The sequence below is a fragment of the Hymenobacter tibetensis genome, assembly GCF_022827545.1.
Lineage (GTDB): Bacteria > Bacteroidota > Bacteroidia > Cytophagales > Hymenobacteraceae > Hymenobacter > Hymenobacter tibetensis.
In genome coordinates this window covers 3436750-3463051 of the sequence record NZ_CP094669.1, presented here as the reverse complement: position 1 = coordinate 3463051, position 26302 = coordinate 3436750, and the positions used below count along the sequence as shown (strand labels likewise).

The 26302-nt window shown below is 58.6% G+C and carries 20 protein-coding genes; 10 read left to right on the top strand and 10 right to left on the bottom strand.

The annotated features are described in order from the left end of the window. Nucleotides 1–39: 39 nt before the first annotated feature. The 7 genes from MTX78_RS13855 to MTX78_RS13825 all read right to left on the bottom strand — a co-directional run bounded on the left by MTX78_RS13855 (nucleotide 40) and on the right by MTX78_RS13825 (nucleotide 5087). Nucleotides 40–2208, bottom strand: coding sequence for a flotillin family protein (locus tag MTX78_RS13855; RefSeq protein ID WP_243795234.1), 2169 nt, complete (start codon nucleotides 2206–2208; stop codon nucleotides 40–42). A gap of 87 nt (nucleotides 2209–2295) precedes the next feature. Next, on the bottom strand, nucleotides 2296–2706 hold the full coding sequence (locus MTX78_RS13850) for a PH domain-containing protein (protein WP_243795232.1): 411 nt from the start codon (nucleotides 2704–2706) through the stop codon (nucleotides 2296–2298). 18 nt (nucleotides 2707–2724) lie between these two features. Continuing rightward, nucleotides 2725–2862 carry a hypothetical protein gene (locus tag MTX78_RS13845; protein ID WP_243795230.1) on the bottom strand — a complete coding sequence of 46 codons (138 nt, stop codon included), beginning with the start codon at nucleotides 2860–2862 and terminating at the stop codon, nucleotides 2725–2727. 15 nt (nucleotides 2863–2877) lie between these two features. Next, nucleotides 2878–3537, bottom strand: a complete 660-nt coding sequence (locus tag MTX78_RS13840; RefSeq protein ID WP_243795222.1) for an OB-fold-containig protein — start codon at nucleotides 3535–3537, stop codon at nucleotides 2878–2880. Nucleotides 3538–3623: 86 nt separating this feature from the next. Then, on the bottom strand, nucleotides 3624–3854 hold the full coding sequence (locus tag MTX78_RS13835) for a hypothetical protein (protein WP_243795220.1): 231 nt from the start codon (nucleotides 3852–3854) through the stop codon (nucleotides 3624–3626). Between the two features lie 15 nt (nucleotides 3855–3869). Then, the gene (locus MTX78_RS13830; RefSeq protein ID WP_243795219.1) at nucleotides 3870–4574 is read right to left on the bottom strand and encodes a PspA/IM30 family protein; all 705 of its coding nucleotides are present in this window, start codon (nucleotides 4572–4574) and stop codon (nucleotides 3870–3872) included. A gap of 111 nt (nucleotides 4575–4685) precedes the next feature. After that, a complete protein-coding gene (locus MTX78_RS13825; RefSeq protein WP_243795217.1) occupies nucleotides 4686–5087 on the bottom strand; it encodes a CesT family type III secretion system chaperone in 402 nt (133 codons plus the stop codon). Nucleotides 5088–5289: 202 nt separating this feature from the next. Here MTX78_RS13825 and MTX78_RS13820 point away from each other — a divergent pair, with 202 nt between their 5' ends. The 5 genes from MTX78_RS13820 (at nucleotide 5290) to MTX78_RS13800 (ending at nucleotide 12312) form a co-directional block, all read left to right on the top strand. Beyond that, nucleotides 5290–6075 carry an XRE family transcriptional regulator gene (locus MTX78_RS13820; protein ID WP_243795215.1) on the top strand — a complete coding sequence of 262 codons (786 nt, stop codon included), beginning with the start codon at nucleotides 5290–5292 and terminating at the stop codon, nucleotides 6073–6075. A 259-nt stretch (nucleotides 6076–6334) separates the two neighbouring features. Continuing rightward, a complete protein-coding gene (locus MTX78_RS13815; RefSeq protein WP_243795213.1) occupies nucleotides 6335–6823 on the top strand; it encodes a hypothetical protein in 489 nt (162 codons plus the stop codon). 721 nt (nucleotides 6824–7544) lie between these two features. Then, a complete protein-coding gene (locus tag MTX78_RS13810; protein WP_243795212.1) occupies nucleotides 7545–8069 on the top strand; it encodes a hypothetical protein in 525 nt (174 codons plus the stop codon). Nucleotides 8070–8292: 223 nt separating this feature from the next. Next, a complete protein-coding gene (gene uvrA / locus MTX78_RS13805; RefSeq protein WP_243795210.1) occupies nucleotides 8293–10851 on the top strand; it encodes an excinuclease ABC subunit UvrA in 2559 nt (852 codons plus the stop codon). Nucleotides 10852–11079: 228 nt separating this feature from the next. After that, on the top strand, nucleotides 11080–12312 hold the full coding sequence (locus MTX78_RS13800) for an NADP-dependent isocitrate dehydrogenase (protein WP_243795202.1): 1233 nt from the start codon (nucleotides 11080–11082) through the stop codon (nucleotides 12310–12312). A 224-nt stretch (nucleotides 12313–12536) separates the two neighbouring features. Here the strand turns inward: MTX78_RS13800 and MTX78_RS13795 are convergent, their stop codons facing one another. The 3 genes from MTX78_RS13795 to MTX78_RS13785 all read right to left on the bottom strand — a co-directional run bounded on the left by MTX78_RS13795 (nucleotide 12537) and on the right by MTX78_RS13785 (nucleotide 16860). Then, nucleotides 12537–15161, bottom strand: coding sequence for a T9SS-dependent M36 family metallopeptidase (locus MTX78_RS13795; RefSeq protein ID WP_243795201.1), 2625 nt, complete (start codon nucleotides 15159–15161; stop codon nucleotides 12537–12539). Nucleotides 15162–15450: 289 nt separating this feature from the next. After that, nucleotides 15451–15657, bottom strand: a complete 207-nt coding sequence (locus tag MTX78_RS13790; protein ID WP_243795199.1) for a hypothetical protein — start codon at nucleotides 15655–15657, stop codon at nucleotides 15451–15453. 207 nt (nucleotides 15658–15864) lie between these two features. Continuing rightward, nucleotides 15865–16860 (bottom strand): SDR family oxidoreductase, encoded by a 996-nt coding sequence (locus MTX78_RS13785; RefSeq protein ID WP_243795198.1) that lies wholly within the window; start codon nucleotides 16858–16860, stop codon nucleotides 15865–15867. A gap of 365 nt (nucleotides 16861–17225) precedes the next feature. Between MTX78_RS13785 and MTX78_RS13780 the strand changes: the two genes are divergently transcribed. From MTX78_RS13780 to MTX78_RS13760, 5 genes are all read left to right on the top strand, one after another. Then, entirely contained in the window at nucleotides 17226–18923 is a 1698-nt protein-coding gene (locus MTX78_RS13780; protein WP_243795196.1) for a flavin monoamine oxidase family protein, read from the top strand. Between the two features lie 362 nt (nucleotides 18924–19285). After that, the gene (locus tag MTX78_RS13775; protein WP_243795194.1) at nucleotides 19286–19894 is read left to right on the top strand and encodes a class I SAM-dependent methyltransferase; all 609 of its coding nucleotides are present in this window, start codon (nucleotides 19286–19288) and stop codon (nucleotides 19892–19894) included. A 289-nt stretch (nucleotides 19895–20183) separates the two neighbouring features. Continuing rightward, the gene (locus tag MTX78_RS13770; protein ID WP_243795193.1) at nucleotides 20184–20675 is read left to right on the top strand and encodes a hypothetical protein; all 492 of its coding nucleotides are present in this window, start codon (nucleotides 20184–20186) and stop codon (nucleotides 20673–20675) included. Between the two features lie 127 nt (nucleotides 20676–20802). Beyond that, nucleotides 20803–22245: an amidohydrolase family protein gene (locus MTX78_RS13765; RefSeq protein WP_243795191.1), complete on the top strand. Its 1443-nt coding sequence runs from the start codon at nucleotides 20803–20805 to the stop codon at nucleotides 22243–22245. A gap of 510 nt (nucleotides 22246–22755) precedes the next feature. Further along, on the top strand, nucleotides 22756–25929 hold the full coding sequence (locus tag MTX78_RS13760) for an SBBP repeat-containing protein (RefSeq protein ID WP_243795189.1): 3174 nt from the start codon (nucleotides 22756–22758) through the stop codon (nucleotides 25927–25929). Nucleotides 25930–26302 lie beyond the last annotated feature (373 nt).

The following is a 26302-nucleotide window of genomic DNA, read 5'->3' as shown; positions in this document are numbered from 1 at the left end:
GAGCTAGTTGCTAATCCTTGCTTGAAGGGTAGTCATTCCTTACTTCAGCTCCAACATCTTCACTGGCTTGTCGCCGATACCTAAAGCCTGCGCGGTGCTGGCTAGTTGCGTGATGGTGTTGCGGGTGGCATCGTCGCCGGCTTTGTTCATCAGCTTCAGGAGCAGGGCCGAGACGCTAAGGTTTTTCATATCCTCGGAGCTGAGGCCGAACTGGTCGATGAAGCGGCGCAGGTTGGACTTGAAGTCGCCGCCCCCGTCGAGAGAAAAGAAAGCGTCTTTCACCGTACCGAGCACTTCGGAGTTGTGCACGGCGCGGTCCACCATTTTGCCTTTGGTTATCGAGCCGATAATCTGGTCGAAGAACATCGTCTCGCCACCCACGATGTCGATTTTGGCAGCTTTGAGGGCTTCGCCGATAACATCGGCCTGCGAGGCAGCAATGTCTTTCTGGATGCTGATTTGGGCCAGCTCCACCGACTTTTCTTTGTCGAGACGCAGTTTGAATTCCTCGTGGTCTTTGCCCACCCCGTCGAGCTTTTTCATGGCGTCGGCCTTGGCTTCGATGCCCTTGGCTTCCACCGCAAACTTCTGCTCCGAAACGGCCGCTTCGGCGAGGCCTTTCTTCTGGTCGGCATCGGCGCGGGCCTGGATGATGTCGGCGTCGGCGAGGCCTTTTTCGCGGTTCACTTTGGCCGCTACCAAGCCAAGCTTCTCGTCGGCTTCGGCTTGGGCGCCGGCTTTGGCCTGGATGGCTTGGGCTTCGGCGGAGGCAGTGAGTTGGAGTACGTTGGCTTCGGTTTCACCTTCTTTCTGGCGAGCGGTGGCTTTGGCTTGCATCACCTGCGCTTCAGCTAAGCCAACGGCCGTGGCTTTGCTGGCTTCGGCTTCAGCCAGTGTGCGGATGGCTTGGCCCTTGAACTCAGCGGCGGCTTTCTCGGCTTCGGCATCAATGAGGGCCTGCTTGGCGCGGAACTCGGCGGCCTGGCGCTCCATGTCAGCGTTGCCCACAAGGGCCACGGTAGCGGCTTCGGCTTGCTGCTTGGCGGCCGTAACAGCTACCAGTTTTTCACGGTCGGCTTGGGCTTGGGCGCGGGTGTCTTTGATTTTCTCTTCCTCTTGAACGGTGGCTTTTTCCACTACTATCCGCTCACGAATAATAGTTTGAATGTTCTTCTTTTCTTCTTCCAACGCCTTCTCTTTTTCGATTTGAGCTAAGGCTACAATCCGTTCCCGCTCGTTGGCTTCCAACGCTTTGGCTTGGGCTACTCGCTCGGTTTCCACGGCGTCGGTGCGCTGTTTGTTGCGCTCGGCTACCAGCACCTGCCGGTCGCGGTTCTGCTGCGCGATGCCTACTTCTTCTTCGGTGGCAATGCGGGCCTTTTCCGACTTCAGCTTTTCTTCTTGCTGTACTTTCTCGGTTTCGGCCAGTTCGCGGGCTTTGATATTGGCTATTTCGCGCTTCTGCTTTTCCTGGTTCTCAATCAACTGCTTATCGAGTTGCAGGATGGTTTCTTGGGCTTCCACGTCCTGCTTCTTGATGGTTTTTTGCATCTCGCGGGCAATAGAGTTGGCCTGAATCTTCTGCTCCGAGGTCAGGGCCACAATCTTCTTAATACCCTCGGCGTCCAGGATGTTGTCTTGGTTGAGTGAGGACAGCGGGGTTTGCTCTAAGTAGTCAATGGCGCAGTCGTCGAGGACGTAGCCGTTGAGGTCGGTGCCGATGATGCGCAGGATTTCCTGTTTGAACTGCTCACGCGAGTTGTAGAGCTCGATAAAGTCGAACTGCTTGCCCACCGTTTTCAGGGCTTCCGAGAACTTGGCGTCGAAGAGGTTTTCCAGCGCCATCGGGTCGGAGGCGCGGCGGCAACCAATACTCTGCGCTACTTGCACCACGTCGTCGTGGGTTTTGTTGACGCGCACGAAGAAGTTCACTTTCACGTCGGCCCGCAGGTTGTCTTTGCAAACGAGGCCTTCGGAGCCAGCCCGCGAAATAACCATGTTTTTGAGGGTGATGTCCATCACCTCCAGCTTATGCAGCACCGGTACCACGAAGATGCCGCTAAACGACACCTTGGTATCGCCAAGGCCGGTGCGTACCATCGCCTCACCTTGCACAGCTTTCTGGTACATTTTCACCACAATGGCAATCAAGCCAAGCAGCAGCAGGGCGACAATGACAATCACCGCCAGGGATAGTTGTTCTAACATGGAAGTAAGAAGTAAGAGTAAATTCAAACAGAAGAAAGTATAAAGCAAAAAAGAACAGACCTAGAAAAGATACTATTTGGCGCCCTGTTACAAAGGAAGCTGAATAGTCGGGTTAAGTTGATGCAAGGCCTGTAAAAAGTTGAGCTTGTTGACGGGAGAAACCAGAACCGTATCGTACTTGCCGTAGCTGATTTCCAACCGGTCGAGTGAAAAGGCCGGCGAGCTAAGTGGGTTGCGCGTGGGCATCACCTTGGTAATGCTATCCAAAGCCACCTGCATCCGCCAAAGTCCGCATTGCACCACTAGGTGCGTGGGCGTAAGGGTGTAGAGGGTGGTGCGCATCATGTAGAAGACATAAGCTGATGTCAGCCAACACATTGCAGCACTAGTGAGAAACGCAGCGGGGTGTTGCCAGCTTATCAAAGGCACGCCCATCAGAAAGAGGAAAATGGGTCCAACCAACCACCAGCTGACCGCCGATTTGAAGATTTTCAGCATCGTTTTGGCAAGAAGATATTAGTTGGACAACGCATCGGCTAGTATTTCAAGCATCTTCACAAACACGCTCCAAACAAATTCAAACAGTCCTTCCAGCAGCACATCGGCACCAAGTTCGATCAACCAGTCCCGAAAAGATTTCAGCTTCTCAAGCATAAGAAATCAACAGCGTTACACTGCGTCGTAGGGCTCAATCAGGTAGCAGCGGCGCTCCTTGTCATAGTCGATTACTAGGGCGGAGTCGCCTTTGCGCAGCTCGGAGGTGATGGAAGCGGCGCGAACGTTAAGTACCAGCGGCGCTCCATTGAGCAACCGGACGCTGGCTTGACCGAGCCGCTCGTGGCTGGTAGGCAGCAGTACTAGGCAGACTTTGCCGAGGGGCTGCGCACCGCTGTCGTGGCTTTTCTCGAGGGCGGCAAACAGATGCACGAAAGGCAGCGTGAGCACCTTGGCTAGTAGCAAGCTGCTGATGAACAGCGGCACCAGCAGTAGCAACCCCGGCAGCAAGGCCTCATTGCCGAGGTAGTAGTTGAGTAGGATGCTCGCCACCCACAGCGGCAAGGCCACAAAGCTCAAAAACACCATCAGCGGTACGCGCCCTAAGTTGAAGAAAGCCAGTGCGTTGTTCAGCCAACTTACACCAATTCCCCCGTGGTCGGCCGATACGTGGGCGCTGTGAGTGCCGTCGAAATCGTGGTCGGTGGAGATATCAAGGGTCTTAAAATCCAGCAAACCAACAATTACGGTCAGCCAATACAGGAGCACAAACACCAGCAGCGCGGTGGGCAATAGGTTGGGCGGCGAAACGGCCGCATGCAGCAGCTCAGTCATATGAATAAGGGATAGTGCCGCGCAGGTAAAATTTCAGGAAACAGAAGCTTATTACTTTACATGGGCTTCTGTCGTCCTGACCGAGGCTAGTCGGGCTTTCGGTCTTCTAGTTGGCGCTCCAGTTCCTCGTTGAGGCGCCGGAGCCGCCGGGAATAGCTACTATATGAGAGCAAACCAAGCAGCAAACCGAACGTCAGCATGGCATGTGCATCACTCACGCCCACGATGTGGGGGAGGCGTAGCGCCAGGCTACAAAGCACCAAGACCAAGGAGCAAATTCGCAATATCTTCTCCGTTAGGTTCATGCTGTTGTTCATAGCGCAGAGGGTAGGTTATTCGAGTCCGAGCTTTGCCTTCAAGGCTTTCAGGTCCTGGCTGGCTTGGCCAGACTGCGTGGAACCCAAGGCTTTATCGATTTCCTGATCAATAGTGCGGTTTTCTTGGGCAATCTGGCCGTACGATTCGGCTAGGGCTTCTTCGGTGGCTACTTTCTCCTTCATACGCTCCAGCAACGCCACCGTTCCCGACGAATCGAGTTGGGCTAGTTGCTGGTTGATGGTTTTGGTGGCCGTGCTTACCGTCACGCGGGCTTTGAGGGTTCTGAGCTCGTTGTCCCATTGGCTGATGGTGCTCTTGAGCTGTTGCACGTTTTGGTCGAGCTGTGCAGCGGAAGCCTCAAACTTCTGCTGGTCTTGCGCGGCGCGGGAGCCTTGCGCTTCGTGCTGCGTTTTCTTGAGCAACGCTTCCGTGGCTAGGCGGTCGGCTTCGGCGGCATCCATTTCCTGCCGGTGAGCTTTTTGGAGCAGAAGTACTGCTTTGTTTTCGTAGTCGAGGGCGCGGCTGCGTTCTACCTCCACCTCGTTGCGGGCCCGGATAGCCAGGGCTTTCACTTCAGCTAGCGCGTGCAAGGCCTTGTCGAGGTCCTGGCGTAGGTCGCGCAGCCCCTGCTCGGTCATTTTGATAGGGTCTTCGAGCTGGTTGACGGCAGAGTGGGCTTCGGCCTGTCCGATTTTGAAGATGCGGTTAAATAAGTTCATGGCTTCTAGAGATATAGCGCGAAGCTCCAGCTTCAGGCCTCGTTGAACGTTAGTCGCTGCAACGAGGAAGTGGGTCGTGCAACGAGGGGCGAAGCTGGAGCTTCGCGCAACTTACTGTCCTTTCGAAAACGCAATCAACTCGTCGCTGAACTCGCTCAGCAAGAGTGCCAGGGAATTGAACACAGCCTCCAGTTCCGGCCGGTCGAGATGCTCTAGTTGGAGGGTGTCGCGAAAGATGACCTTGCGGCCCGACTCGTCGAGCACGAAGGCGCCGTGAATGATGTCGCGGTTTTTCTGAAGTAGCCGCTGGTACACGTCGCAGTTCGGGCCGGGCAGGTCGAGCAGATATTGCTCCATAATCAGCAGCGGCTCGCCACAGCCAAGCACCAGATGCTCGATACCCAACTCCGGCTTACTTACCACCAGCAGGTTGTTGGCCTCGTCCAGATGGTGAATGTCGAAGCCAAGCTCCAACAAGTAAGTCTGGATTTTAAAGAAGTAAGAGTTGACCATGCCAGTGGAAACTAGGTATTGAGAAAGGAGTGCTACTAGATAAATGAAGAGAGCTTATAGGAGGGGTGCTAGCAAAATCTGCTGGCGGCTCAAAAAAGTAGCGCCTTGCAAAGTGATGTGTCGAATATGTGGTAGCTTTACGACACAAGAGTACTCAAAGTTTTAGATACGCTCAAGCTTTGAGCAAAATATATTTTCGCTAATGTCTTACGTTGGAAAAAACATCCGCAAGATAAGAACTGTCAAAAAGCTCAGTCAGGCAGCTTTTGCAGAGCTTTTTGGTTTGGCTAGGCCAAGTGTTGGTGCCTACGAGGAAGGCCGCTCCGAGCCAAAAATGGAAACCCTGATCCAAATTGCTCAGCATTTTGGCTTATCAGTTGACTTGCTACTAACGAAAGAACTAACGGTAAATGAGCTGTATCATTTCGACATCTTCAAGCAGCAAGGTGCTCCCGCTCAAGCACCCGCTGCCCCTACCACTGCCGCCGCCGACCTACAGAAAGCTGTAACACCGTTCGTGCCCGCCGACCGGCTGCTAGAGTACATTGTACAGCATCATAATTCCAGCTTTCTGGATTCGTTGCCGCCGCTCACGTTCCCACACCAGCTTGGGCCCGCCACACGCGCGTTCGAAATAGTGGGCGCCGAAATGCAGCATCAGCAACAAGGGCTGCGGCACCAAGATGTGGTGCTGTGCCGCCGGGTTGATTTGGCCGAGCCCACCTTGCGGGTGCACCGCATCTACGCTTTCGTCACGCAGAACCGCTTGCTGGTGCGGCGCCTGTCCGAGCGGCTCGCCAACAACGTGGTCAAGCTCCGGGCCGACAACCCTGACTACGGCGCCGAGGAATTTGCCTTAGACCAAGCGCTGGAAATTTGGGAAGTGAAGGCCGTCTTTACCACCCACCTGCGGCCACCATCCACCATGGAAGAACGCGTAACGCGGCTGGAACGGCAAGTGGAAGAGTTGCTGGCGCGGCTAGGTTGATCCGCTGGTTGTTATTCCAAACACAACCACGACATAGGCCTGCACCATAGTCTGTAACTGAAAAAGCGCCCTGACTCCATGAGTTCGGGGCACTTTCGAGGCAGCCGTGAGCTGCGAGCTGCCCCATTCAACACAAGCATGCCCTTTCTCTGGTCATTCAGTTGGTCTGGGAGCTGGTAAGCTCAACATAACTTTCCCTGCACAGGGCGGTATCAGAAGCTGACCTTTTCCTTTCCACCCACGCTATTCCCACTCAGACATGGCTACCTACGACCAACCCGATGACCACCTCGACCCGCTGGAAGACGACTTACAGGGCATGCCCAACGGAGGCAACATCACTGGCGACAACCAATTTGGAAACGAGCACCTGCCACCCGACCACGATGAAGCGCCGCAAGGTGACGGTAGCTTCGGCGGTCAGGGTTCCGCTTATAACCAGCAGCGCCGCCACAGCGCCGCCGACCCTGAATTGCCTTACAGTGATGTAGGCCGCGGTTACGGTACTGGCCGGGCGGGTTCCAACGGCGACGAAGACCGCGCCTACGACGAAAGCGGTACCCGAGGCGGGGTAGGCTCGAGTGGGGGCCGTGAAGACCTCACCGACCGCCAGCCCCAGGAAGACACGAACGCTTTCCGCGGGGGCTACGGCGGCGGTGATTACGCGCAGCCTAATCCCGATGAATTAGCCAGCAAGAATATCGGGCTGGACAGCAGTAATTCTGCCATCGAGCCAGACCAGGAATAGAGCTAGATACTTTGCACTAGCTATATAAACGACACTTGCTTGAGCACGGCGGACATACATCCGGCGTTCTGGTGAGTAGCAAACACAACCACACATACTTTGTCTGAGGCTACGTTGAGCACGTAGCATGCTGTTCAAGAAATGAGTTACGGGTCGGCCCGCTTGAAACTGCCTACGGGTGCAGGCTCAAGCGGGCCGACCCATGAAAAGAGAAGGCGGGGAAGCAACTTCTTTTTCCTTACTTGAGCAGTTCTTCCCTCCCTTGAAACTGCAATGAAACGCAAACTCAAACGCACTAAGCGTAAGCAACGCAAACAGTGGAAAAGCTGGTTGGTGAGGGTAGCCATACTGTTGCTGATAATTTTTGGCTTGGTTGGCCTGCTCTACCTCGTGCAACAGCGCTAGAGGTGCCAACTCCTTGTGTAGCCAACAAACCACACAAATAGCATTGTAAGGAGACGCCTCCAGCAACACGTTGTTCGCTTAGCCAGTTGCCCTACGTAGCGCCTCTCCATACGAGTGAAGAAAGGTATGGGGTTTCCAACTGCTGTAGGCCGGTTTTCAATAGATGCAGCCGTTAGGCAACCAGCACCTTATCATCTAGTAGCAGTTGTCAGTACTTAAGTTCTTATAATTTGCATTTTATAAACTATTTTGTATTTATCCGTAGAGGGTGCTTTATCTTGCTTGCAGTAGCTGTTGATTTTTTTGCGCCACTCTTATGAAGTTATATTTCACACTTGCCTGCTTTTTTGCGCTGCCAAGTACCTTTTCCTACGCCCAATCTTCGACGCCTAGCGTCCAAACATTAGACGAAACGTACGGCTTCCGGCAAGCGCGTTTCGAGACGGATATTACCGCTTTTCAGGATCTGGCGTTGGCCGAAAAAGCGGGCGAAACACGCTATTACCGCCGCACAAGCGAGATAAAACAGTTTGGCAGCGGGCAAGTAGCCGACATCACGTACGGGTTCTACAAGGGGAAGCTTGCAGTGGTGATGATGAAAACGCAAGGGCTTGACAACAGCCGCGCTGTATTGGCTGAGTTGCAGCAGCAGGCCGGAACGGGTGTCCGGCGTAGTCCTTTCACCCATCACTATGCCTGGAATGGCAAACGGGTGCATATGAGCTACGACGAAAACTCGATGAGCTACGACGCTCTGATCCTGCTAACCTGCAAAAAGCTAAAGGAGCAGGAATTGAAACAAGCCTTGAAGGCCCCTCAGCCCATACCTTCGCGCATTTAGCGGAATACACCAGACAACGGCGCAACTGGTGCTGAGAGGAGGTATGGCCGCCACGTAACAACTCCTCAGCGCTGAGCAACAGCAGCAAGCCGCCGCCCCGTTTGCACGGCCTCCTACGTCTTACTGGTAAGGCGTAGGAGGCCGTTGTCTTGTGTATCCCGGCAGCAAAGGCTGGTTTTGCGTAATAGAGCGCATCCGCAACTCTCTTGTTGCACTGCACTACATGGCCAAACAAGCACAACCTAATACCACACAGCCGTTTATCGGATTCGTGCGCGTCCGCGGCGCCCGGGAGCACAACCTCAAGAACATCGACGTCGAGATACCGCGCGATGCGTTAGTGGTGTTTACCGGCGTTTCGGGTTCCGGCAAATCATCGTTGGCTTTCGGAACCTTGTACGCGGAGGCCCAACGGCGCTACCTGGAGTCGGTTTCGCCGTATGCCCGGCGGTTGTTTCACCAGATGTCGGTGCCGGAGGTGGATGCCATTGAGGGGTTGCCGCCGGCTGTAGCCTTGCAACAGCAGCGCGGCACGCCCACCACCCGTTCCTCGGTGGGCAGTGTCACCACGCTTTCCAACTTGGTGCGCATGCTGTACTCGCGGGCCGGCGACTACCCCGCGGGGCAGGGCATCATCTACGCCGAAGCCTTTTCCCCGAACACGGCTGAGGGCGCCTGCCCCACCTGCCACGGCTTGGGCCGCACCTACGAGGTGACAGAGGAGTCGATGGTGCCCGACGATTCGCTTACGATTCGGGAGCGGGCCATTGCGGCGTGGCCCCAGGCCTGGGGTGGCCAAAACCAGCGCGACATCCTCGTTACGCTCGGCTACGACGTGGACCGGCCCTGGCGCGACCTGCCCCAGAAAGACCGGGACTGGATATTATTCACCGACGACCAACCTGTAGTGCCCGTGTACCCGGGCTACTCGCCAAGTGAAACCCAACGGGCCCTCAAGCGCCGGGAGCCACCTAACTACATGGGTACGTTCAGCAGCGCCAAGCGGCACGTGCTGCACACCTTTGCTACCACCCAAAGCCCCTTGATGAAAAAGCGGGCCTTGCAGTACATGCTAAGCACCGAGTGCCCGCTGTGCCACGGTAAGCGGCTGCGGCCAGAGTCCTTGTCGGTGAAGTTTGCGGGGCTCGATATTGCGGAGCTTTCCACGCTGCCCCTAAAGCGGGTGGCGCACCTGTTGCAACCCTACGCCCAGGGCACCGCCACGGGCCGCAAAAAGCAAGATGCCGTTCATCCCGAGCAAGCCATTGTCGCGCAACGCATAGCCGCCGACTTGTGCGCCCGGCTCGGGGTGCTGCTGGATTTGGGATTGGGGTATCTGTCGTTGGAGCGCAGCACGCCTACGTTGTCGCCGGGGGAGCTGCAACGGCTACGGCTGGCCACGCAGCTGTATTCCAACCTGTTTGGGGTGGTGTATGTGCTGGATGAACCGTCGGCGGGGCTGCACCCTTCTGATACGGAGGCGTTGCTGGCCGCCCTGGCCGAGCTGAAACGGGCTGGCAACTCGCTGTTCGTGGTGGAGCATAACCTGGACGTGGTCCGGCAGGCCGATTGGCTGGTGGACGTAGGGCCCGCGGCTGGGGAGCAAGGCGGCGAAGTCCTGTATAGTGGCCCACCCGCGGGGCTGGCCGCCGTGGACGCTTCGCAGACACGGCGCTACCTGTTCAACGCCAACAAAACCGAACAGCCCACCCACCAGGCCCGCATGCCTACCGGCTGGTTGCAGCTGGCTGGCGTCACGCGCAACAACCTCAACCAGTTGGATGTGGCGTTTCCACTGGGCGTGTTCACCACCGTTACGGGGGTGTCCGGTTCGGGCAAGTCGAGCTTGGTGAGCCAGGTGCTGGTGGAGCTAGTGGCCGAGTACTTAGGGCTAGAGGTAGCTGCCGAGGAGGAGGAAGGCACTGACCCACTGGAGCGCGCCGCGCCGCCTGAAACCGGCGGACGCATTGCCGCTGGCATGGAGCACATCAAGCGCCTTGTGCGCGTCGACCAAAAGCCTATCGGCCGCACGCCCCGCTCCAACATGGCCACCTATACCGGCCTCTTCGACCACGTTCGCAAGCTGTTTGCGGCCACCCCGGCGGCGCGTAAGCGGCGCTATGATGCGGGACGGTTCTCCTTCAACGTAGCAAAAGGCCGCTGTGAGAACTGCCAGGGCGAGGGCTTTGTGATGGTGGAATTGTTGTTTCTGCCGAGCGTGTATGCGCCCTGTCCAGTTTGCCAGGGCGCCCGCTATAATGCCCAAACGCTGGAAGTAACCTACCGCGACAAACACATTGCGGAAGTGCTGGCCCTAACGGTGGACGCCGCCTGGGAATTCTTCGCCGACGAGCCACCGGTACACCGCGCCCTTACGGTGCTGCGCGAAGTAGGCCTGGGCTATCTGCGCCTCGGGCAGCCGGCCACCGAGCTATCGGGTGGGGAGGCCCAGCGCATTAAGCTAGCGACGGAGCTGCAACGAACTCAGCGCGGCAACTCACTCTACGTCCTCGACGAGCCCACCACCGGCCTGCATCCTGCCGACGTGGAGAAGCTGCTAACCCAGCTCGATGGCTTGGTGGAAGCTGGCAACACCGTCATCGTAGTGGAGCACGACATGCGCGTAGTAGCAAGCAGCGACTACGTGCTGGATATGGGGCCCGGTGCCGGCGACGAAGGCGGCCTCGTAGTCGCTGCCGGCACACCCTCAGAAGTAGCCGCAGCAAAACACAGCCGTACGGCGCCGTTTCTGGCGCGCTTCTTAGCCGGCACGTTTAAATAAGTAGGTAAATCCTAACGCAGTTCGCTGGAACCGCATAGCTTGCTCTTCCGGAGCCGCTATACGGCGGCAAACGTGGCATAAACTGCTTCCGGATAGTAAACCTTTCTTATTATTGGCATCGGTAATCGGGATGCAGTACCGTCGATGGATAGACGAGAAATGCCCGGTTCCGTAGTACAGTGCCCCAAGGCGCTGAAATTGAACAACAAACACACGTCCACACAAGAAATGGCAAAAATTAAAGTAGCAAACCCGGTAGTGGAGCTCGATGGCGACGAAATGACGCGCATCATCTGGAAGTTCATCAAAGACAAATTGATTGTTCCGTATCTGGACTTAGATATCAAGTACTATGACTTGGGAATCGAGTACCGTGACGAAACCAACGACCAGGTAACTGTTGATGCCGCCAACGCCATCAAGCAATACGGTGTGGGTATCAAATGCGCCACCATCACGCCGGACGAGGACCGTGTGACGGAATTCAACCTCAAGCAGATGTGGAAGTCGCCCAACGGCACCATCCGCAACATTCTGGACGGTACCGTTTTCCGGGAGCCCATTGTGATGAGCAACGTGCCCCGCTTGGTGCCCAACTGGACCGCTCCTATCTGCATTGGCCGCCACGCCTTCGGCGACCAGTACCGCGCCACCGACTTCTTAACCAAAGGCAAAGGCAAGCTAACCATCACCTTCACGCCGGAAGATGGCGGCGAAACCCAGTCGTTTGAAGTGTTCAACTTCAAGAGCGACGGGGTGGCACTGGCCATGTACAACACCGACGAGTCGATTCGGGGATTTGCCCACGCCTGCTTCAACCAGGCCCTGATGAAGGGCTGGCCGTTGTACCTGTCCACTAAGAACACCATCCTTAAGAAGTACGATGGCCGGTTCAAGGACATCTTCCAGGAGATTTACGAGCAAGACTACCAAGCCAAGTTCACAGCGGCCGGCATCACCTACGAGCACCGTCTGATCGACGACATGGTGGCCTCTGCTCTGAAATGGAACGGCAACTTCGTGTGGGCCTGCAAAAACTACGACGGCGACGTGCAGAGCGACACGGTAGCCCAAGGCTTCGGGTCGTTGGGCTTGATGACGTCCACGCTGGTGACGCCGGACGGCACCGTAATGGAAGCGGAAGCCGCCCACGGTACCGTGACGCGCCACTACCGCGACCACCAGAAAGGCAAGCCTACATCCACCAACCCTATTGCGTCCATCTTTGCCTGGACGCGCGGCTTGGAGTTCCGCGGTAAGTTGGACAACAACCAAGAGCTGATCGACTTCTGCCACGCCTTGGAGGCAGTGTGCGTGGAAACCGTAGAAAGCGGCAAAATGACCAAGGACTTGGCCGTTTGCATCCACGGCAACAAGGTGCAGCACGGCCAAGACTACCTCTACACCGAGGAGTTCCTGGAGGCGCTAGACGAAAACCTGAAGATCAAGCTAGGTAAATAACCCTGGCCTCTTAGCCACAAAAAAGCCCATCCAGCAATTGGATGGGCTTTTTTTGTGGCTGTTAGCTAGCCAGCGGTACGCTGGTGAAATAGCTACTGCTGTTTGCGCTTAGTACCTAGTTGAACAAAACCTGTCATTCCGACGCAGGAAGAATCTGGGTGAAGCCCTGCGTAATAACTCAGATTCCTCCTGCGTCGGAATGACAGGTCTTATTCGGCTCGTGCTTAGTGCTGTATCAGGACCTTCTTGGTGAAGGAACCGGCATCGGAACGTAACTGCACGATGTACAAGCCGGGTGCCAAGGCCGTGGTGTTGAGGCGCAGGCCGCGCTGCAACTCACTGGAAGGCGTAGCGGAAGTCTGCACCGTCTTGCCCAGCATGTCCACCACCGACACCTGTACTGGCGTCTTGCTGCTCACCGGCAGCTTGACCGTCAACTCGCTGTTGGCGGGGTTTGGATACAGTTCGAGCAACTGGTCGCGCTGCTGCTGCGACTGGGTAGCCAGCACGCGGGTCGGAATCAGGTAGCCGGCCACTTGGTCGGTGAGCAGGTTGCTAGAACCCTGCACGGCATCAACACCCATGCCGCGGCGGGCAAACACCTGCCAGATCTGGTACGTGTTGGCTTTGTTGTTGTAGATCGAGTCGGCCCGCAGGATGGCGTCGCGGCCGTCGAGGAAGCCGGGGCGGCACACTTGCAGCTTTAGGCCGTCCATTACCAGCTTGAGGGCGATGTTGTTGCCGCCGGTAGCCGCTTTCAGGTTGCGGTTGTAGCCGTACTTCTCCACCATCTTCCAGTTCAAATCCCAAAGCGTAGCAGCCCATACCGAGCCGATGGCGTGCACAGCCGTGTACGGGGCTACTCCAATGTTGGCGTAGGTTTGGTTGTTCACGGCGAAGTCCGTGGAGTAGCGCTGCGGACGGATGCCGTAGCCATCGGTAGCGGCGCCGGTTACGTAGTTGCCAATGCCGCGGGGCGTGAAGCCCTGGTCGCCGGGCTTGGTGGTCATCCACAAGCCGAAGAAGTCGCTCCAGCCTTCGCCCATCTGCTCGGCGTTGCCGAGGCAGTTGGAGTTAGCAGGCCCGCCGGTGAGGCGGTTGGAGATACCATGGCCGTACTCGTGGGCAATTACGCCGTTGTCGAAGTCGCCGTCGCGCGTGATACCGTTCACGTTCACCGTAACCGTGACGCCCGCAGTAAGAGCGCCTCTGATTTTGTCGCCATCGGCTTTGGAAATAGCTACCGATGGGATGCGGATACCCACCGTGTCGGTAGCACCGCCGTAGTTGGCAATAGCCGTGTTCGGAATACTATCGGAAATCAGTACCAAACGGGCCCCGGCATTCTGGGCGTTCCGAATTTTGGTGGGTGTGGAGCAAGTGCCGCCCCGATACACCAACGCAATGTTGCCATTGATGGCGGCTCCGTTGAGTAGCGGCGCGCAGGCGCGTGGTGGGTTGGAAGAACCGTCGTTGGCGAGTACCACGTTGCCGGTGATAGGGCCAGTGGCGGTTAGCGTACGGCCGTACGCCGTGCCGCGCATCGATAAGGAGCCCGCAATGGTGGCTGGAGCCGTAATGCTACCAAAGCCACCGGGCCAGAGGTACATCTGCATGCGGGGGCGCAGGCCATCGACGGGCGTCGAGAAGTTGGCGTTGTTGACGCCGCCGCCGTCCTGAGCTTCGGCCCGCACGTCGTCGTTGCCGAGGCCGGTGCCGGTGTAGTTGGTGACCTGGAAGTTGCCGCTCACTTCGTTGAAGCCTTTGTAGGCCATCACGTCGTGCACGAGGTTGTTCCAGTAGAACAGGTTGGTGATGGCCGCGTCCCGATACACTAGGGGCGCCGCCGTCTGATCGAAGGGGAAGTCGAAGCTCAAGTCGGCACCGCCGTCGGGGCTGTAGCCCACGGGGTTGCCGTTGCGGCTGGCGCGGTCTTCGTAGGCGTGCACGTTGTTGCCGCGCGTAATGGTGAATTCGGCTCCTGCTACGCCGTTGGTATCGTGCCAGCCGTAGGGCGAGTACGTAGGGTCGGCGGGGTTCACTACCAGTTGCCGGGGACCGTAGATGGGGCTTTCCACAGTCAGCGGATACACGTTGTAGCTGTTAGGCGTAGCCGTTGGGCTGGTAGCTTGCGGCTGAGGCCAGGCGGCCGTGGAAAGGGCGCGCTGCGTTAGTTCTTGAAAGTCGACGGGCTCGGAAACCGTGAAGTCGGTTTTGTCGAACAACTGGCCGGTTTGAGCATTCACGCGCACATTCCAGTAATGGTCGCCTTTCTGGGGCGCAATCGTTACGTCCCACACGAGCACCAACTCGCCGCTGGGGCGCGCCTGATACATCAGCTTCACGGCAATGGGGTCCAGCGAAATGCCGCCTTCATTAAAGACCATGCCCTCGGCGGGCGTACCTGCCTTGGTGATGGCCAAGCCGCTAGGGGCAGGCAAGCTTAGCACGCGTGCTGCCGCGGCTACGGCCTGCACTGAGGTGAGCGTGGGAGCTGTGGCCGCGGCCCGGGCTGCGTTAGTTACGTTGGGCAGAAAAGCGCTGTTCAGGGCCACCACCTTCTGGTTGCGGTCGAGGTGCATGTCGGCTTCCGCCCCATAAATTTCAATGCCCTGATACCGCTGCCGCAAATACACGTGCGTTACGCCCGCATCGGCATCGGTGTAGGAGCTGGTGACGGCCGGGTTGGCGACGTCGGCCTGGGTGAGGCCAAGCTTGGTGTACTGGCCGCTGAGCTGCTGCAAGGCGCTGTTCAGCGGAGTGGATTGGGCTGCGGCTAAGCCAGGCAGCGCAAGCAACGCAGCCACGACCAAAGGACGGCAGCTAGTTGGCGTAAAGCATGTTTTCATAGATATAGGGTAAAGGTGAGTGGACATGACACAACCTCTGTGGATAAGGCTGCTTTCGTCTAAACGTATATATGAATTATGACAATCAGAAATATATAATTTGGGTGTTTGTCGCTATAGCCCACTCAGTGCCAGTACGCGTGGTTAAACCCGGTAACGTGCGCTAAAAATGAGAAGAATAGAAAACACGTCAGGGCAGCTAAACGAGCCACTATCTTGGAGTCGCCCCGTTTAGCTGCCCTGATGTAGCGGGCGTGTACGCGAGTCCCGGACAGCCCAGCGAAGTGCTTTACCCGGCGTCGGTAGCCACGCGGTAGTCGGGGTCTTCGAGGATATTAACTTTCACGAGGGCCCCGGCATTGTGCAACAACTGGCGGCAATCGGGGCTGAGGTAGCGCGGGCGTAGCGTTTTGCCTACCCGCTGATACCGCTCGGTGAGTTTGTGTGGAGCATCAATGCCGAACATATCGGCTACGCGGCTCTCGCGAAAGCCCACTACCACGTTGGTCGGGTCGGTCTGGACGTCGAATTTCTCGGTAAAAGCCTGAACCGAGCCAAAGGTTCTGCGAAATAGCCGTTACGAGCGTCACGAGTAGCATAACTAGCACATCGGTGAGGGGCATGCGGCGCAGAATGCGCAGGCTAGCCCACTCGACTCTATTGTGGACGCTACGCTCTGCGCTGACCTGAGTAGGTGGAGCAATCAGGTTGCTTGCTTTCCTGGTGTGCGGGAGCGCCACCACGCATACGCACCCGCCGCTAGCGCCACGGCCCCCACCCACTTAGCGCCGCCGGAAGCAGAAGCAGGCCGACGCCAGCCACCGGAAATGTCGGTGCCGTGGCGGGCGGGGGTGGGTGTGAAAAGGCTGCCCTCCGTAATAGGCGCGGGCTCGGCTTGGCGCAGATAGTAGTTGAGCAGGCGCATGCTGCTCCAGCGAGTGGCCGCCGGGGCCAGCCGGTAGAGTAGGCGCAAGCCGGGGCCGCTCCAGCCTACCATGGTGGTAGGGCGAGGGTGCTGCGCCAGGCGCACAAGTGCCGCCGCCACCTGCTGGGCTGGAAACACCGGCGGGGCCGGCTTGATCAGGCGGCCCGTGTAGTTGGCGCCGTGCTGGAAACCGGGCGTATCGATGTAGGCGGGGTGCACGTCGCAGACGTGGATGTTGGGTTCCAGGGTTAGCTCGGTACGCAGCGTGTCCATGAGGCCCCGCAGACCGTATTTGCTGGCGCTGTAGGCCACGGTGTACGGTTCGGGCAGCCAGGCCCCCAAGGAAATAACGTTGAGCAGGGTGCCGTATCCTTGCTGCCGAAAGTAGGGCAGCACGGCGTAGGCCCCATACAGGGAGCCAAATAAATTGACGCGTATCACCTGCTCATGCACGGCCAACGGAATGGTGGAGAAGGGCCCGATGGCGCCGGCCCCGGCATTGTTGATCCAAATATCAATGCCACCCCCAACCCTGGCGGCCGTTTCGGCGAGGTGCTGTACGGCCGTGGCATTGGTCACGTCAGTGGGTACGGCCAAGGCGGTAGCGCCGAGCTGTTCGCACTCCAGCACTACTTCGTGCAGTACTGCTTCGCGCCGCGCTGCCAATACCAGCCGGGCGCCCTGGCGAGCAAATGCCAGCGCGGTAGCGCGCCCTATGCCGCTGGAAGCGCCCGTAATTACCACAGTTGCGTTGCGTAGCTCGTTCTTTCTCATGTGCTTGATACCATAGCTATAGTGCAGGGGTATACCGCCGGTTGGTTCACGGAGTTGCAGTTGAGTATCAGGTAAAAGCACCAAGCTGAGCCGGTGCGCCTGTCGGGTGCCGGGACGAGTGCGGCAGCTCGGTGCTGGTCGTTGCCGGTGCAAACGGTCTGTGGCATGGTGCTCAGTGCGCGCCTACCATCAACTTGAAAGCACGAAACCGGTGCCCGTCGTTGGTTAACCTAGGGCATAGCGCAGATGAGCGGTTGACAAGAGGTATCTGTCTGAGTGGCTTGAATAAATACCACTACAGCCTTGATAAAGTCTATAGTTTTCTAAACTTAGTACTTCATTTTTCCCACCCAGTTCTCTCGCATATGAACCCAACAACTACTCCTGATTTCAAAGCACGTACTCCACTATTGCGGGCCCTGCAACGGGCCTTTGGCCTCGCCGTGGTTGCCAACGAGCCGGGCGCACCCTCTGCCCACGAGCTAGCCGATATGGCTACCAGCCAAAGCCGCCGCGACTTCCTCGTTACTACCACCAAAATGGGGTTGCTGGTAGGGGCCGGTGGCTTGCTCGCCGCCTGTGAAACCGAAGTGGTTGAGCCCGAATCTTTGTCGGGGCAAACTGCCTTCGACGCGAAAGGTTCGCAACCGCGCATTGTGGTGGTAGGGGCCGGCATAGCGGGGCTGAACTGCGCGTACCAGCTCCGCAAGCTTGGGTTGCGGGCCGATATTTATGAAGCCAGCAGCCGCACTGGGGGCCGCATCTTCACCGCCACCGACCTGATGGCTCCCGGCCTTACCACCGAACTGGGCGGCGAGTTTATTGACAGCGGCCACCGCGACATGCTGCAACTAGCGCGGGAGTTCAACCTGCCGCTCTACGACGTGCAGGCCCCCAGCGAAACGGTGCTTACCAAGGACGCCTACTACTTCAACGGGCGGCACTACACCGTGGGGCAGGTAATTCAGGCCTTTCAACCGTATGCCCGCCAGGTAGCCACCGACATCCGGGCCCTGCCCAACACCATCACCTACGACAACCTAACGCCGGCCGCCGCCCGCTTCGACCAGCTATCCATTGCGCAGTATTTCGATACGCTGGGCATGACGGGGCTGATCCGGGAACTGCTGGAGGTAGCCTACCTCACCGAGTATGGCTTGGAGGTAAACCAACAGTCGGCCATCAACTTTTTGTGGCTGTTCTCGGCCGATACCCACAAGGGGGCCTTCGATATTTTCGGAGAAAGCGACGAGCGGTACAAGATTCAGGGCGGCAACCAGCGCCTCACCGATGCCCTGGCGCAGCAGCTTGCCGGGCAACTCAAGGTCGGGCACCGACTGACTCGGTTAGCCCAGAACGCCGCCCGGGAGTATGTGCTCACCTTCGAGTTGGCCTCCACACAAACCATTGAGGTAGTGGCCGACTATGTGGTGCTCACGCTGCCTTTTACGGTGCTCCGGCAGCTAGATCTGCAACTGGCCCTGCCAGCCTGGAAAACCAATGCCATCCACAACTTAGGCTACGGCACCAATGCCAAGCTGTTTCTGGGTTTCAACGGCCGCCCGTGGCGCACCGAAGGCGATACCGGCTACATCTTCACCGACCAGCCCGTGCAGACCGGCTGGGATTCCGGCCAACTGCAACCCACTAGGCAGTCGGCGTACACGGTGTACCTGGGTGGGCAGGAAGGTATGGCAGTGGGCGCTGGCACGCCACAGTCGCAGGTGCAGCGGTACCTGCCGGTGCTGGAAGCGGTGTGGCCCGCCGCCCGCGGCACCTACAACGGGCGAGCCGAGCGCATGCACTGGCCGACGCATCCGTACACGCTGGGCAGCTACGCCTGCTACAAACCAGGGCAGTTCAGCACCATTGCCGGGGCTGAGCGCAAGCCGGTTGGTAACCTCTTCTTTGCCGGCGAGCATTGCAGCGCCTGGTACCAAGGCTACATGAACGGCGCCGCCGAAACGGGGCGCATGGCCGCCGATGAGGTGCGAGCTGCTGTGCGCGGCAACCATACGGCGCTGCTGCGCCGCCTCCGGCAGCGAGAATCTGTGCTGGCGTAGTAGTGCTGCCTTACCTAGCTGCTACGAAGGCGGCCATGCACGCCCAGGGTCCTTCGTGTAAGGGTCCTGGGCGTGCACGGCTGTTAGCCAGTTGCTGCGGTGGAAGGTAGCGGTAGGGGTGGGCTAGCTTACCTGAACTCGAAGCCGCACCAGCGGCTGTGGCGCAACAGCGTCGTGCCGGTTGCGGCCGTTCCAGCAAATTGTTGTCTGGCAGCGCACGCTATCCAAAGCGCTTTTGGGCTGCTTGGCTTGTGCGTATGCCGGCCGGAAAGGCAAGCTGGACACTATACCCTAGGCGAAAAACGGCCGTACAAGCTAACTGGGCCAGTTCAGATGCCCTGTTACGCTAGCTGCTATTTTCTATGTTGCCCTTGCCCTCGTTTGCCGAAGAGTTTTTTCGCGACCCCGCCACGGTCGGCTCCCTGATACCTAGTTCCCGCGAGCTGACCAACAAAGTGGTGGAGCCTATTGATTTTGCCAGTGCCAAGTGCATTGTGGAGTACGGGCCGGGTACGGGCGTGTTCACCGACCGGCTGGTTGAGCTGCGGCGGCCGGAAACAGTGCTTGTGCTGGTGGAAGTGAACGAGCGGTTTGTGCAGCTCCTGCAAGAACGCTACGCGGGCCAACCCAACGTGCACGTGCTGCATTGCTCCGCCGACCAAACCGGGCCGGAACTGCAGCGGCTGGGCATCCAGGGCGCGGACTATGTGGTGTGTGGACTGCCATTTTCCTCGCTGCCCCTGACCCTGGGCTGGCGTATCCTCGACCACACCCGGCAACTGCTGCTGCCGGATGGCAAGCTGATTCTGTTTCAGTATTCCCAGCAGAATAAGAAGCTGTTTGAAAAGTTCTTTCACCTGCTCGAAGAAGGGCACGTGCTGTTGAACTTGCCACCCGCCTATGTTATGGTGTATGCCCCCAACACCGAGGAGCCTCTCCACGACGCAGAAGCCACGGAATCAGGTAGCTAGCCTGTTCTCCTTGCCGTCAAAACGTAGCAACTAAACTTCCTGCTAGAAGCCTCTATGGCATACAGCAGGCCTGTGAGGGTGCGCGGTGTGTAAACGCGCAAGCTGAGCTGTAATAAGCTGATCAATAAGTGGTTGTAGGCTTTTATTTTCAAACTGCGCGCGGAAGCTGCCGTAACTAGCAGTGAAAGCAGTCTGCTGGCGTGGTGCTCATCAGCCCTGCTGCGGGGCATCCGCGCATTGAAACCCTAACCCACCGCCCAGCGAAAGCAGGCCAAGCAAAAAACGCATTATGACAGGCAAAAACATTCTCTACGGGCTGGCAGCAGGCGTTGCCGGAGTAGCCGCCATGACGTTGGCCGAAAAGATAGAGCAGCGCTTCACCAAGCGGCCAGATTCTTATGTACCTGCTCACGTGCTTGAAAAACTCTTAGGGTTGCCGCACAAGCCCAACAAAGAGCGCCTAGGCCTGAACTGGACCATGCACTGGGGCCAGGGCATTCTGATGGGCGTGGCGCGGGCCCTGATGGCTGAGCGAGGCTTCCGCGGTCCGATGGGCTCGTTTTTGTTTATGAATCTGCGTTTGCTCAACGACCAAACCCTGGAGAATGCCACTGGCATAGGCGCCCTGCCCTGGACCTGGCCCCGCGACGAGCAAGCCATTGACCTGCTCCACAAAGGCATCTACGCCTTCACCACCGGCGCCGTCCTCGACCGCCTCATTCCAGGCCCCGACCAGACCCCCGTTCCGCGCGAGGGGTGGACAGTGGGAGAGAAAGCATAAGGCCGCGAGTACCGTGCGGCCGAGGGCGGTTGCCGGTGTAGTTGTGTTGGCTCGCTCGTCACGGTAGGCAGTCAGGCCAGATGTTGTATACTAGGGCCTGTATAGCCCGCTACGTTGCTCTTCCCTTATGGCCTTTGCTTTCCAACGACTGCATTTCTTTCTTACGGCGTGTTGCCTGCCTACCGCGGCCGTTACGGGCTGGGCGCAGCAGTTTACGCCCCAAGTGGAAACCTATATCAAAGTGCAAGGGCTCGGGCCTATTGCCCTGACTGATGCCAAAGTGATAGACGGGACCGGGCGGCCCGCGCAGCTTCACCAAACCGTTGTGCTGGAGCAAGGGCGCATCGTGCAAGTAGGCCCCACTAAAAAAGTGAAGGTGCCGGCGGGGGCGCAGGTTGTCAACTGCACCGGCAAAACCCTAATTCCGGGCCTCGTGATGCTGCACGAGCACCTGTACTACACCATGCCGGTAGGCGGCTACTTCAACATTGCGCAGATGCCGTACTCGTTTCCGCGCCTCTACCTGGCCGGGGGCGCCACTACCATCCGGACTGCCGGCAGCATCGAGCCCCAGACCGATCTGGCAGTGCGGCGCATGATAGGGGAAGGAAAGCTCATCGGGCCCGATATGGAAATAACCGCCCCCTACATCGAAGAGCCCGCCCTGGACATTCCGGCGCTGAACACCATCAAAGGCCCCGAGGAGGCAGCGGCCGCCACCATCTTCTGGGCCAACAAAGGCTGCCGATCCTTTAAGATGTACATGCACGCCACCCGCGCCGACCTAACCGCCGTGCTGCGGGAGGCGCACGCGCGTCAGCTGAAAGTAACGGGCCACTTGTGCGCCATCACCTACCGCGAAGCGGCCGAGTTGGGCATCGATAACCTGGAGCACGGGTTTATGGCCAGCTCGGACTTTGCCGCCAACAAAGCCCCCGACGTAGCCGATTATCCGGCTGCCCGCAAGGGGTTGCTGGAGTTGCCGGTGGGTAGCCCGGCCATGAAAAGCTTAATTGGTTTGCTGATTGCCAAACGGGTGGCGCTGACGTCTACCTTGCCCGTGTTCGAGCCTTACACCAACCGGGAAGTGGTGCTCGGGGGCGGTTTGGAAGCCCTGATTCCGCAGCTGCAAGAGCGCGAAACCGCCACCTGGCAGCAAAACCAGCTGAAGGATACGGCCAGCACGCGGCTGTTTAAAAAAGAAATGGCCTGGGAAAAGCAGTTCTATGATGCCGGGGGCCTGCTAGTGTCCGGCACCGACCCCACCGGCGCGGGCCGCACCGTGGCCGGGTATGCCAACCGGCGGCAGCTAGAGTTGCTGGTGGAGGCTGGTTTTACTGCCGTGGAGGCCATCAAAATCAGCACCCTAAACGGAGCCAAGTACTTGGGCCGCGACAAAGAAATCGGCTCCATTGAAGTAGGCAAGCAAGCCGACCTAGTACTCATTGATGGGGACCCGGAGCAGAACATCAACCAGGTGCGGAAAATGGAAGTGGTCTTCAAGAAAGGCGTAGGCTTTGATTCCGTTAAGCTCTTCGAGTCGATGAAAGGAAAAGTAGGGTTGAACTAGCGTCTCGTCAACTCGCTATAAGGCCTGTCTATAGTAAGGCGTATTCTGGAGTACGAACTGTCAGGAAGTACTACGCGCTGGTAAGTCGTCGTCGTTTTGTCTTGCCGATCGGCTTGTTGCATATCGTCATCCTGTAAAGAGCATCCGTGGTTTTTTCTGCGGGTGCTTTTTGCTGTTGGGTAGCTGCTAGGCAAGCAGGAAACCAAAGGATTTTACACGTCAAAAAAGCGTTTGTCTGCTTGAAAATACGCGGCGACGAGTGAGGTATCAGCTGAAAAAGTAGTATATTCAACAACGCTTATATAGAATCAGAAAGTGTCTTATTCCGCTCGTTGGGCTGGTATATAATGACTTGTTGGGTGCTGTTGACGATGCGTGGAGAGAACTGGGGTGGCTAGCACCACACAACGCAGGTGAAGTAGACAGCAGCTTGAAATGGTGGTGCAGGTTTTTCCTAGTGCACCTAGTGGCTTCGTCCTTCCTTTCCTCAACCTTTCATCTTAACGCGCTATGAAACCAGTACTCACCCGTGCGCTGTTGGCCGTAGGGCTGCTCGTGGCTTTGCCAAGCGTCTACGCCCAGCCAGACCAACCGGCGTCTGGCAGAACCCTCAAACAACCCGCCCCCATGACGCAGGCGCCGATGCTGCTGCCTCCTGGCGTGCCGGCGTTGCACCATGCGTTGCCTGCGTCCCGCGCCGCTTCAGCTGGTATGCACCTACCGCAACTCGGCGCGCGGCCCAAGTCTCACGTGCGGTCAGCAGTTCCGTTGGCCGCAACGGCCACGCTGGATGCCACCGAGGCGGTGAGCCAAGAATGGGCGGCCCGCTACACCGGAGGCGGCATCCGCTACGATCAGCCCACCAGCTTGGCCGTAGATGGGGCCGGCAACGTGGCCGTAACAGGCTACTCCTACAACGGCAGCAGCTATGACTACGCCACGGTGGTGTATGCGCCCGCAGGGCTCCAATACTGGGTGGGGCGCTACAACAATCCAGGCAACGGGGACGACATACCCACCAGCCTGGCCGTAGACGGCGCCGGCAACGTGTACGTGACTGGCTATTCGTACAGCGGGAGCAATTGGGATTATACGACCGTGAAGTATTGGAAGAGTGGCGGGCAGGCCTGGGTGGTACAATACAATGGGTCAGCGAACAGCGACGACATACCCACCAGCGTGGCCGTGGATACAACCGGCAACGTGTACGTAACGGGTACCTCCTACGGCAGCGCTAGTGGCAGCTACGACTACGTTACCCTCAAATACGCACCCAGCGGCCAGCAGCTCTGGGAAGCCCGCTACACCGGCCTCGGGACCGACGACCTGGCCGCCGCCGTGGCTGTAACTGCCACCGGCGAAGTGCTGGTAACCGGCACTTCCTACCAAGGCAGCCAAAGCGACTATGTGACTCTTGCCTACGCTGGTGCCACTGGGCAGCAGCTCTGGCAGGCCCGCTACGCAGGACCCGGCAGCAGCTACGACCTGGCAACGGGCCTGGCCGTGGATGCCGCCGGCAACGTGGCTGTAACGGGCACTTCCGACAGTGGCAGCAGCTACGACTACGCAACGGTGAAATACGCTACGGCCAGCGGCCAGCAACTGTGGGTGGCCCGCTACAACGGCGGGGGCAACGGCTACGACGAAGCCACTGCTATAGCCCTGGATGCCACCGGCAACGTGTTGGTAACGGGGTTTGCCAACACCGGCAACAACAACTGGGATTATGCCACCGTCAAGTACGCCCAGAGCAACGGGCAAGAGCTGTGGCAGGCGCGCTACAACGGGCCGGCCAACAGCTATGATGAAGCCAAAAGCCTGGCCGTAGACGCCGCGGGCAATGTGGCCGTAACGGGCCGCTCCTACAACAGCAGCGGCACCAGCGACTTCGCTACCGTTCGCTACGCGGGGGGCAGTGGCCAGCAACTCTGGCAGGCCTGCTACTCGGGGCCGGATGGCGGCAACCAGGCCGCGGCGGCGGTAGCCGTGGCTCGGGGCGGGAACGTGGTGGTGGCAGGGGCCGTCTACAACGGCAGCAGCACCTCCGACACCGACTTCGCCACCATCACCTACGCCGAAGCCAACGGCCAGCAGTTATGGGTAACTCCGTATGCGGGCTTAACTCCCGGCGCCGATAATGCGGAGGGCCTGGTAGTGGATGCCGTCGGCAACGTGTACGTGACCGGCAGCAGCAGCTCCGACTATGCCACACTTAAATACTCGGCCAGCGGCCAACTGCTGTGGGAAGCGCGCTACAACGGCCCCGCCAACGGGGAAGACCAAGCCACTGGCCTGGCGCTGGACGCCGCCGGCAACGTGTACGTGACCGGGCGCTCGGCGGGCAGCGGTGCCGCTTACCACTACGCAACGGTGAAATACTCGGCCAGTGGTCAGCAACTGTGGGTGGCGCGCTACAGCGGCGGGGGCATACTTGCCTATATTCCTACTGCTGTAGCCGTGGATGCGGCGGGTAATGCATACGTAACGGGCCATTCCGAAGGCCTCAGCAACAATACCGCGGCTACCCTCAAGTACTCAACCGGCGGCCAGCTGCTGTGGACGGCGCTTTACACGGGCTTCAATAACGGCGTCCAGGCCACTGGCTTGGCCCTGGACGCCGCCGGCAACGCCTACGTGACGGGCAGCGCGCGGCGCAACAACGACGACTTCGACTATACAACCCTCAAGTACGCCAGCGCCAGCGGCCAGCAACTCTGGCAGGCCCACTACTCGGGTCCCGGCAGCAGCACAGATCAGGCGAGCAGGATAGCCCTGGACGTGGCCGGCAACGTGGTAGTAACGGGAACGTCGGGTAGCGGCAGCGCCGCCGACTACGTTACGGTGAAGTACACCGGAACAACGGGCCAGCCCCTGTGGGAGGCGCGTTACAACGGCCCCGCCAACGGAGAAGACCAGGCCACTGGCCTGGCCGTGGATGCCGCCGGCAACGTGTACGTGACCGGACGCTCAGTGGGTAGCAGTGCCAGCTATGACTACGCTACCATCAAGTACGCCAGCGCCAGCGGCCAGCAACTCTGGCAGGCCCGTTACTCGGGGCCAAACGCCCTGTCCGACGTGGCCGCTGCCCTAACTGTGGATGTGGCCGGCAACGTGTACGTAACGGGCACCTCCCGAAGCAACAGCAGCAACGACTACACCACGCTTAAGTATGCCGGGTCCAGCGGCCAGCAGCTCTGGGAGGTGCGCTACAACGGCGTGGGCATTGCCGATGACCATGCCACTGCCGTGGCCGTAGACGGCGCCGGCAACGTGTACGTGACAGGAAGCTCCACTGGCGGCCTTACCAACAGCTACGACTACGCCACCCTTAAGTACGCCCAGCCCAGCGGCAAGCTGGCGCGAGTAGGAGAGGGCGTACCCCAAACTGCGCTGGCCCTACTCGCACCAAGCCTCAACAGCAGCAAACACCAGTTGGCCGTGTACCCCAACCCGGCCGCCGAGCAAGCCACCGTATCGTTTCGCGCCGCCCTCGACGGCCGGGCCCAAGTGCTGCTGTACAACCAACTAGGCCAGCCGGTAGCCACGCTCTACGCCGGAGCGGTGCGCCGAGGCCAGTTCTATACCTTGCCGCTTAGTGGCCAGCACGTGCCCGCTGGCTTGTATACCTGCACCCTTTGGATCGGCAATCAGCGCCAGACAACTCGTCTGGTCATCAACCGATAGTCACGCCCGCCGCACTCGTAACCAACAGAAGCCCCCGTAGCAGTAGCCTGCGGGGGCTTCTGCTGGTTACAGGGTTTCCGAAATCAACAGGATGCTTGTCTTGTAAGCTCAACGCCAGGCAGTAGCGGGCTTCTTTGCCCAGCTGGCTTCAACAAGTGTAGGACAAGAGTAGAATACAGTAAATTTAATTTATTCACTATAGAATGTTGTTATAGTTCGCTTATTTGGCGGCCCCAAGCGCGCCACCAGCTGCTGTGGCTGGTACGCGGCAGCGCATAGTAGGCTGCCGGTCTGACGACGGGAGTAGAAGGCATACGTGTTGATGTATAATCGAGCAGATTCGTTTCCCCCGGCCTTCTGATAGGCTATATAC

What these genes read in the sequence shown, in the direction of transcription:
- MTX78_RS13855 (WP_243795234.1), bottom strand. Translation starts at nt 2,208, where the DNA reads ATGTTAGAACAACTATCCCTGGCGGTGATTGTCATTGTCGCCCTGCTG.
- MTX78_RS13765 (WP_243795191.1), top strand. Translation starts at nt 20,803, where the DNA reads ATGGCCTTTGCTTTCCAACGACTGCATTTCTTTCTTACGGCGTGTTGC.
- MTX78_RS13835 (WP_243795220.1), bottom strand. Translation starts at nt 3,854, where the DNA reads ATGAACAACAGCATGAACCTAACGGAGAAGATATTGCGAATTTGCTCC.
- MTX78_RS13825 (WP_243795217.1), bottom strand. Translation starts at nt 5,087, where the DNA reads ATGGTCAACTCTTACTTCTTTAAAATCCAGACTTACTTGTTGGAGCTT.
- MTX78_RS13760 (WP_243795189.1), top strand. Translation starts at nt 22,756, where the DNA reads ATGAAACCAGTACTCACCCGTGCGCTGTTGGCCGTAGGGCTGCTCGTG.
- MTX78_RS13840 (WP_243795222.1), bottom strand. Translation starts at nt 3,537, where the DNA reads ATGACTGAGCTGCTGCATGCGGCCGTTTCGCCGCCCAACCTATTGCCC.
- MTX78_RS13830 (WP_243795219.1), bottom strand. Translation starts at nt 4,574, where the DNA reads ATGAACTTATTTAACCGCATCTTCAAAATCGGACAGGCCGAAGCCCAC.
- MTX78_RS13815 (WP_243795213.1), top strand. Translation starts at nt 6,335, where the DNA reads ATGGCTACCTACGACCAACCCGATGACCACCTCGACCCGCTGGAAGAC.
- MTX78_RS13800 (WP_243795202.1), top strand. Translation starts at nt 11,080, where the DNA reads ATGGCAAAAATTAAAGTAGCAAACCCGGTAGTGGAGCTCGATGGCGAC.
- MTX78_RS13795 (WP_243795201.1), bottom strand. Translation starts at nt 15,161, where the DNA reads ATGAAAACATGCTTTACGCCAACTAGCTGCCGTCCTTTGGTCGTGGCT.
- MTX78_RS13785 (WP_243795198.1), bottom strand. Translation starts at nt 16,860, where the DNA reads ATGAGAAAGAACGAGCTACGCAACGCAACTGTGGTAATTACGGGCGCT.
- MTX78_RS13810 (WP_243795212.1), top strand. Translation starts at nt 7,545, where the DNA reads ATGAAGTTATATTTCACACTTGCCTGCTTTTTTGCGCTGCCAAGTACC.
- MTX78_RS13780 (WP_243795196.1), top strand. Translation starts at nt 17,226, where the DNA reads ATGAACCCAACAACTACTCCTGATTTCAAAGCACGTACTCCACTATTG.
- MTX78_RS13775 (WP_243795194.1), top strand. Translation starts at nt 19,286, where the DNA reads ATGTTGCCCTTGCCCTCGTTTGCCGAAGAGTTTTTTCGCGACCCCGCC.
- MTX78_RS13845 (WP_243795230.1), bottom strand. Translation starts at nt 2,862, where the DNA reads ATGCTTGAGAAGCTGAAATCTTTTCGGGACTGGTTGATCGAACTTGGT.
- uvrA (WP_243795210.1), top strand. Translation starts at nt 8,293, where the DNA reads ATGGCCAAACAAGCACAACCTAATACCACACAGCCGTTTATCGGATTC.
- MTX78_RS13770 (WP_243795193.1), top strand. Translation starts at nt 20,184, where the DNA reads ATGACAGGCAAAAACATTCTCTACGGGCTGGCAGCAGGCGTTGCCGGA.
- MTX78_RS13820 (WP_243795215.1), top strand. Translation starts at nt 5,290, where the DNA reads ATGTCTTACGTTGGAAAAAACATCCGCAAGATAAGAACTGTCAAAAAG.
- MTX78_RS13850 (WP_243795232.1), bottom strand. Translation starts at nt 2,706, where the DNA reads ATGCTGAAAATCTTCAAATCGGCGGTCAGCTGGTGGTTGGTTGGACCC.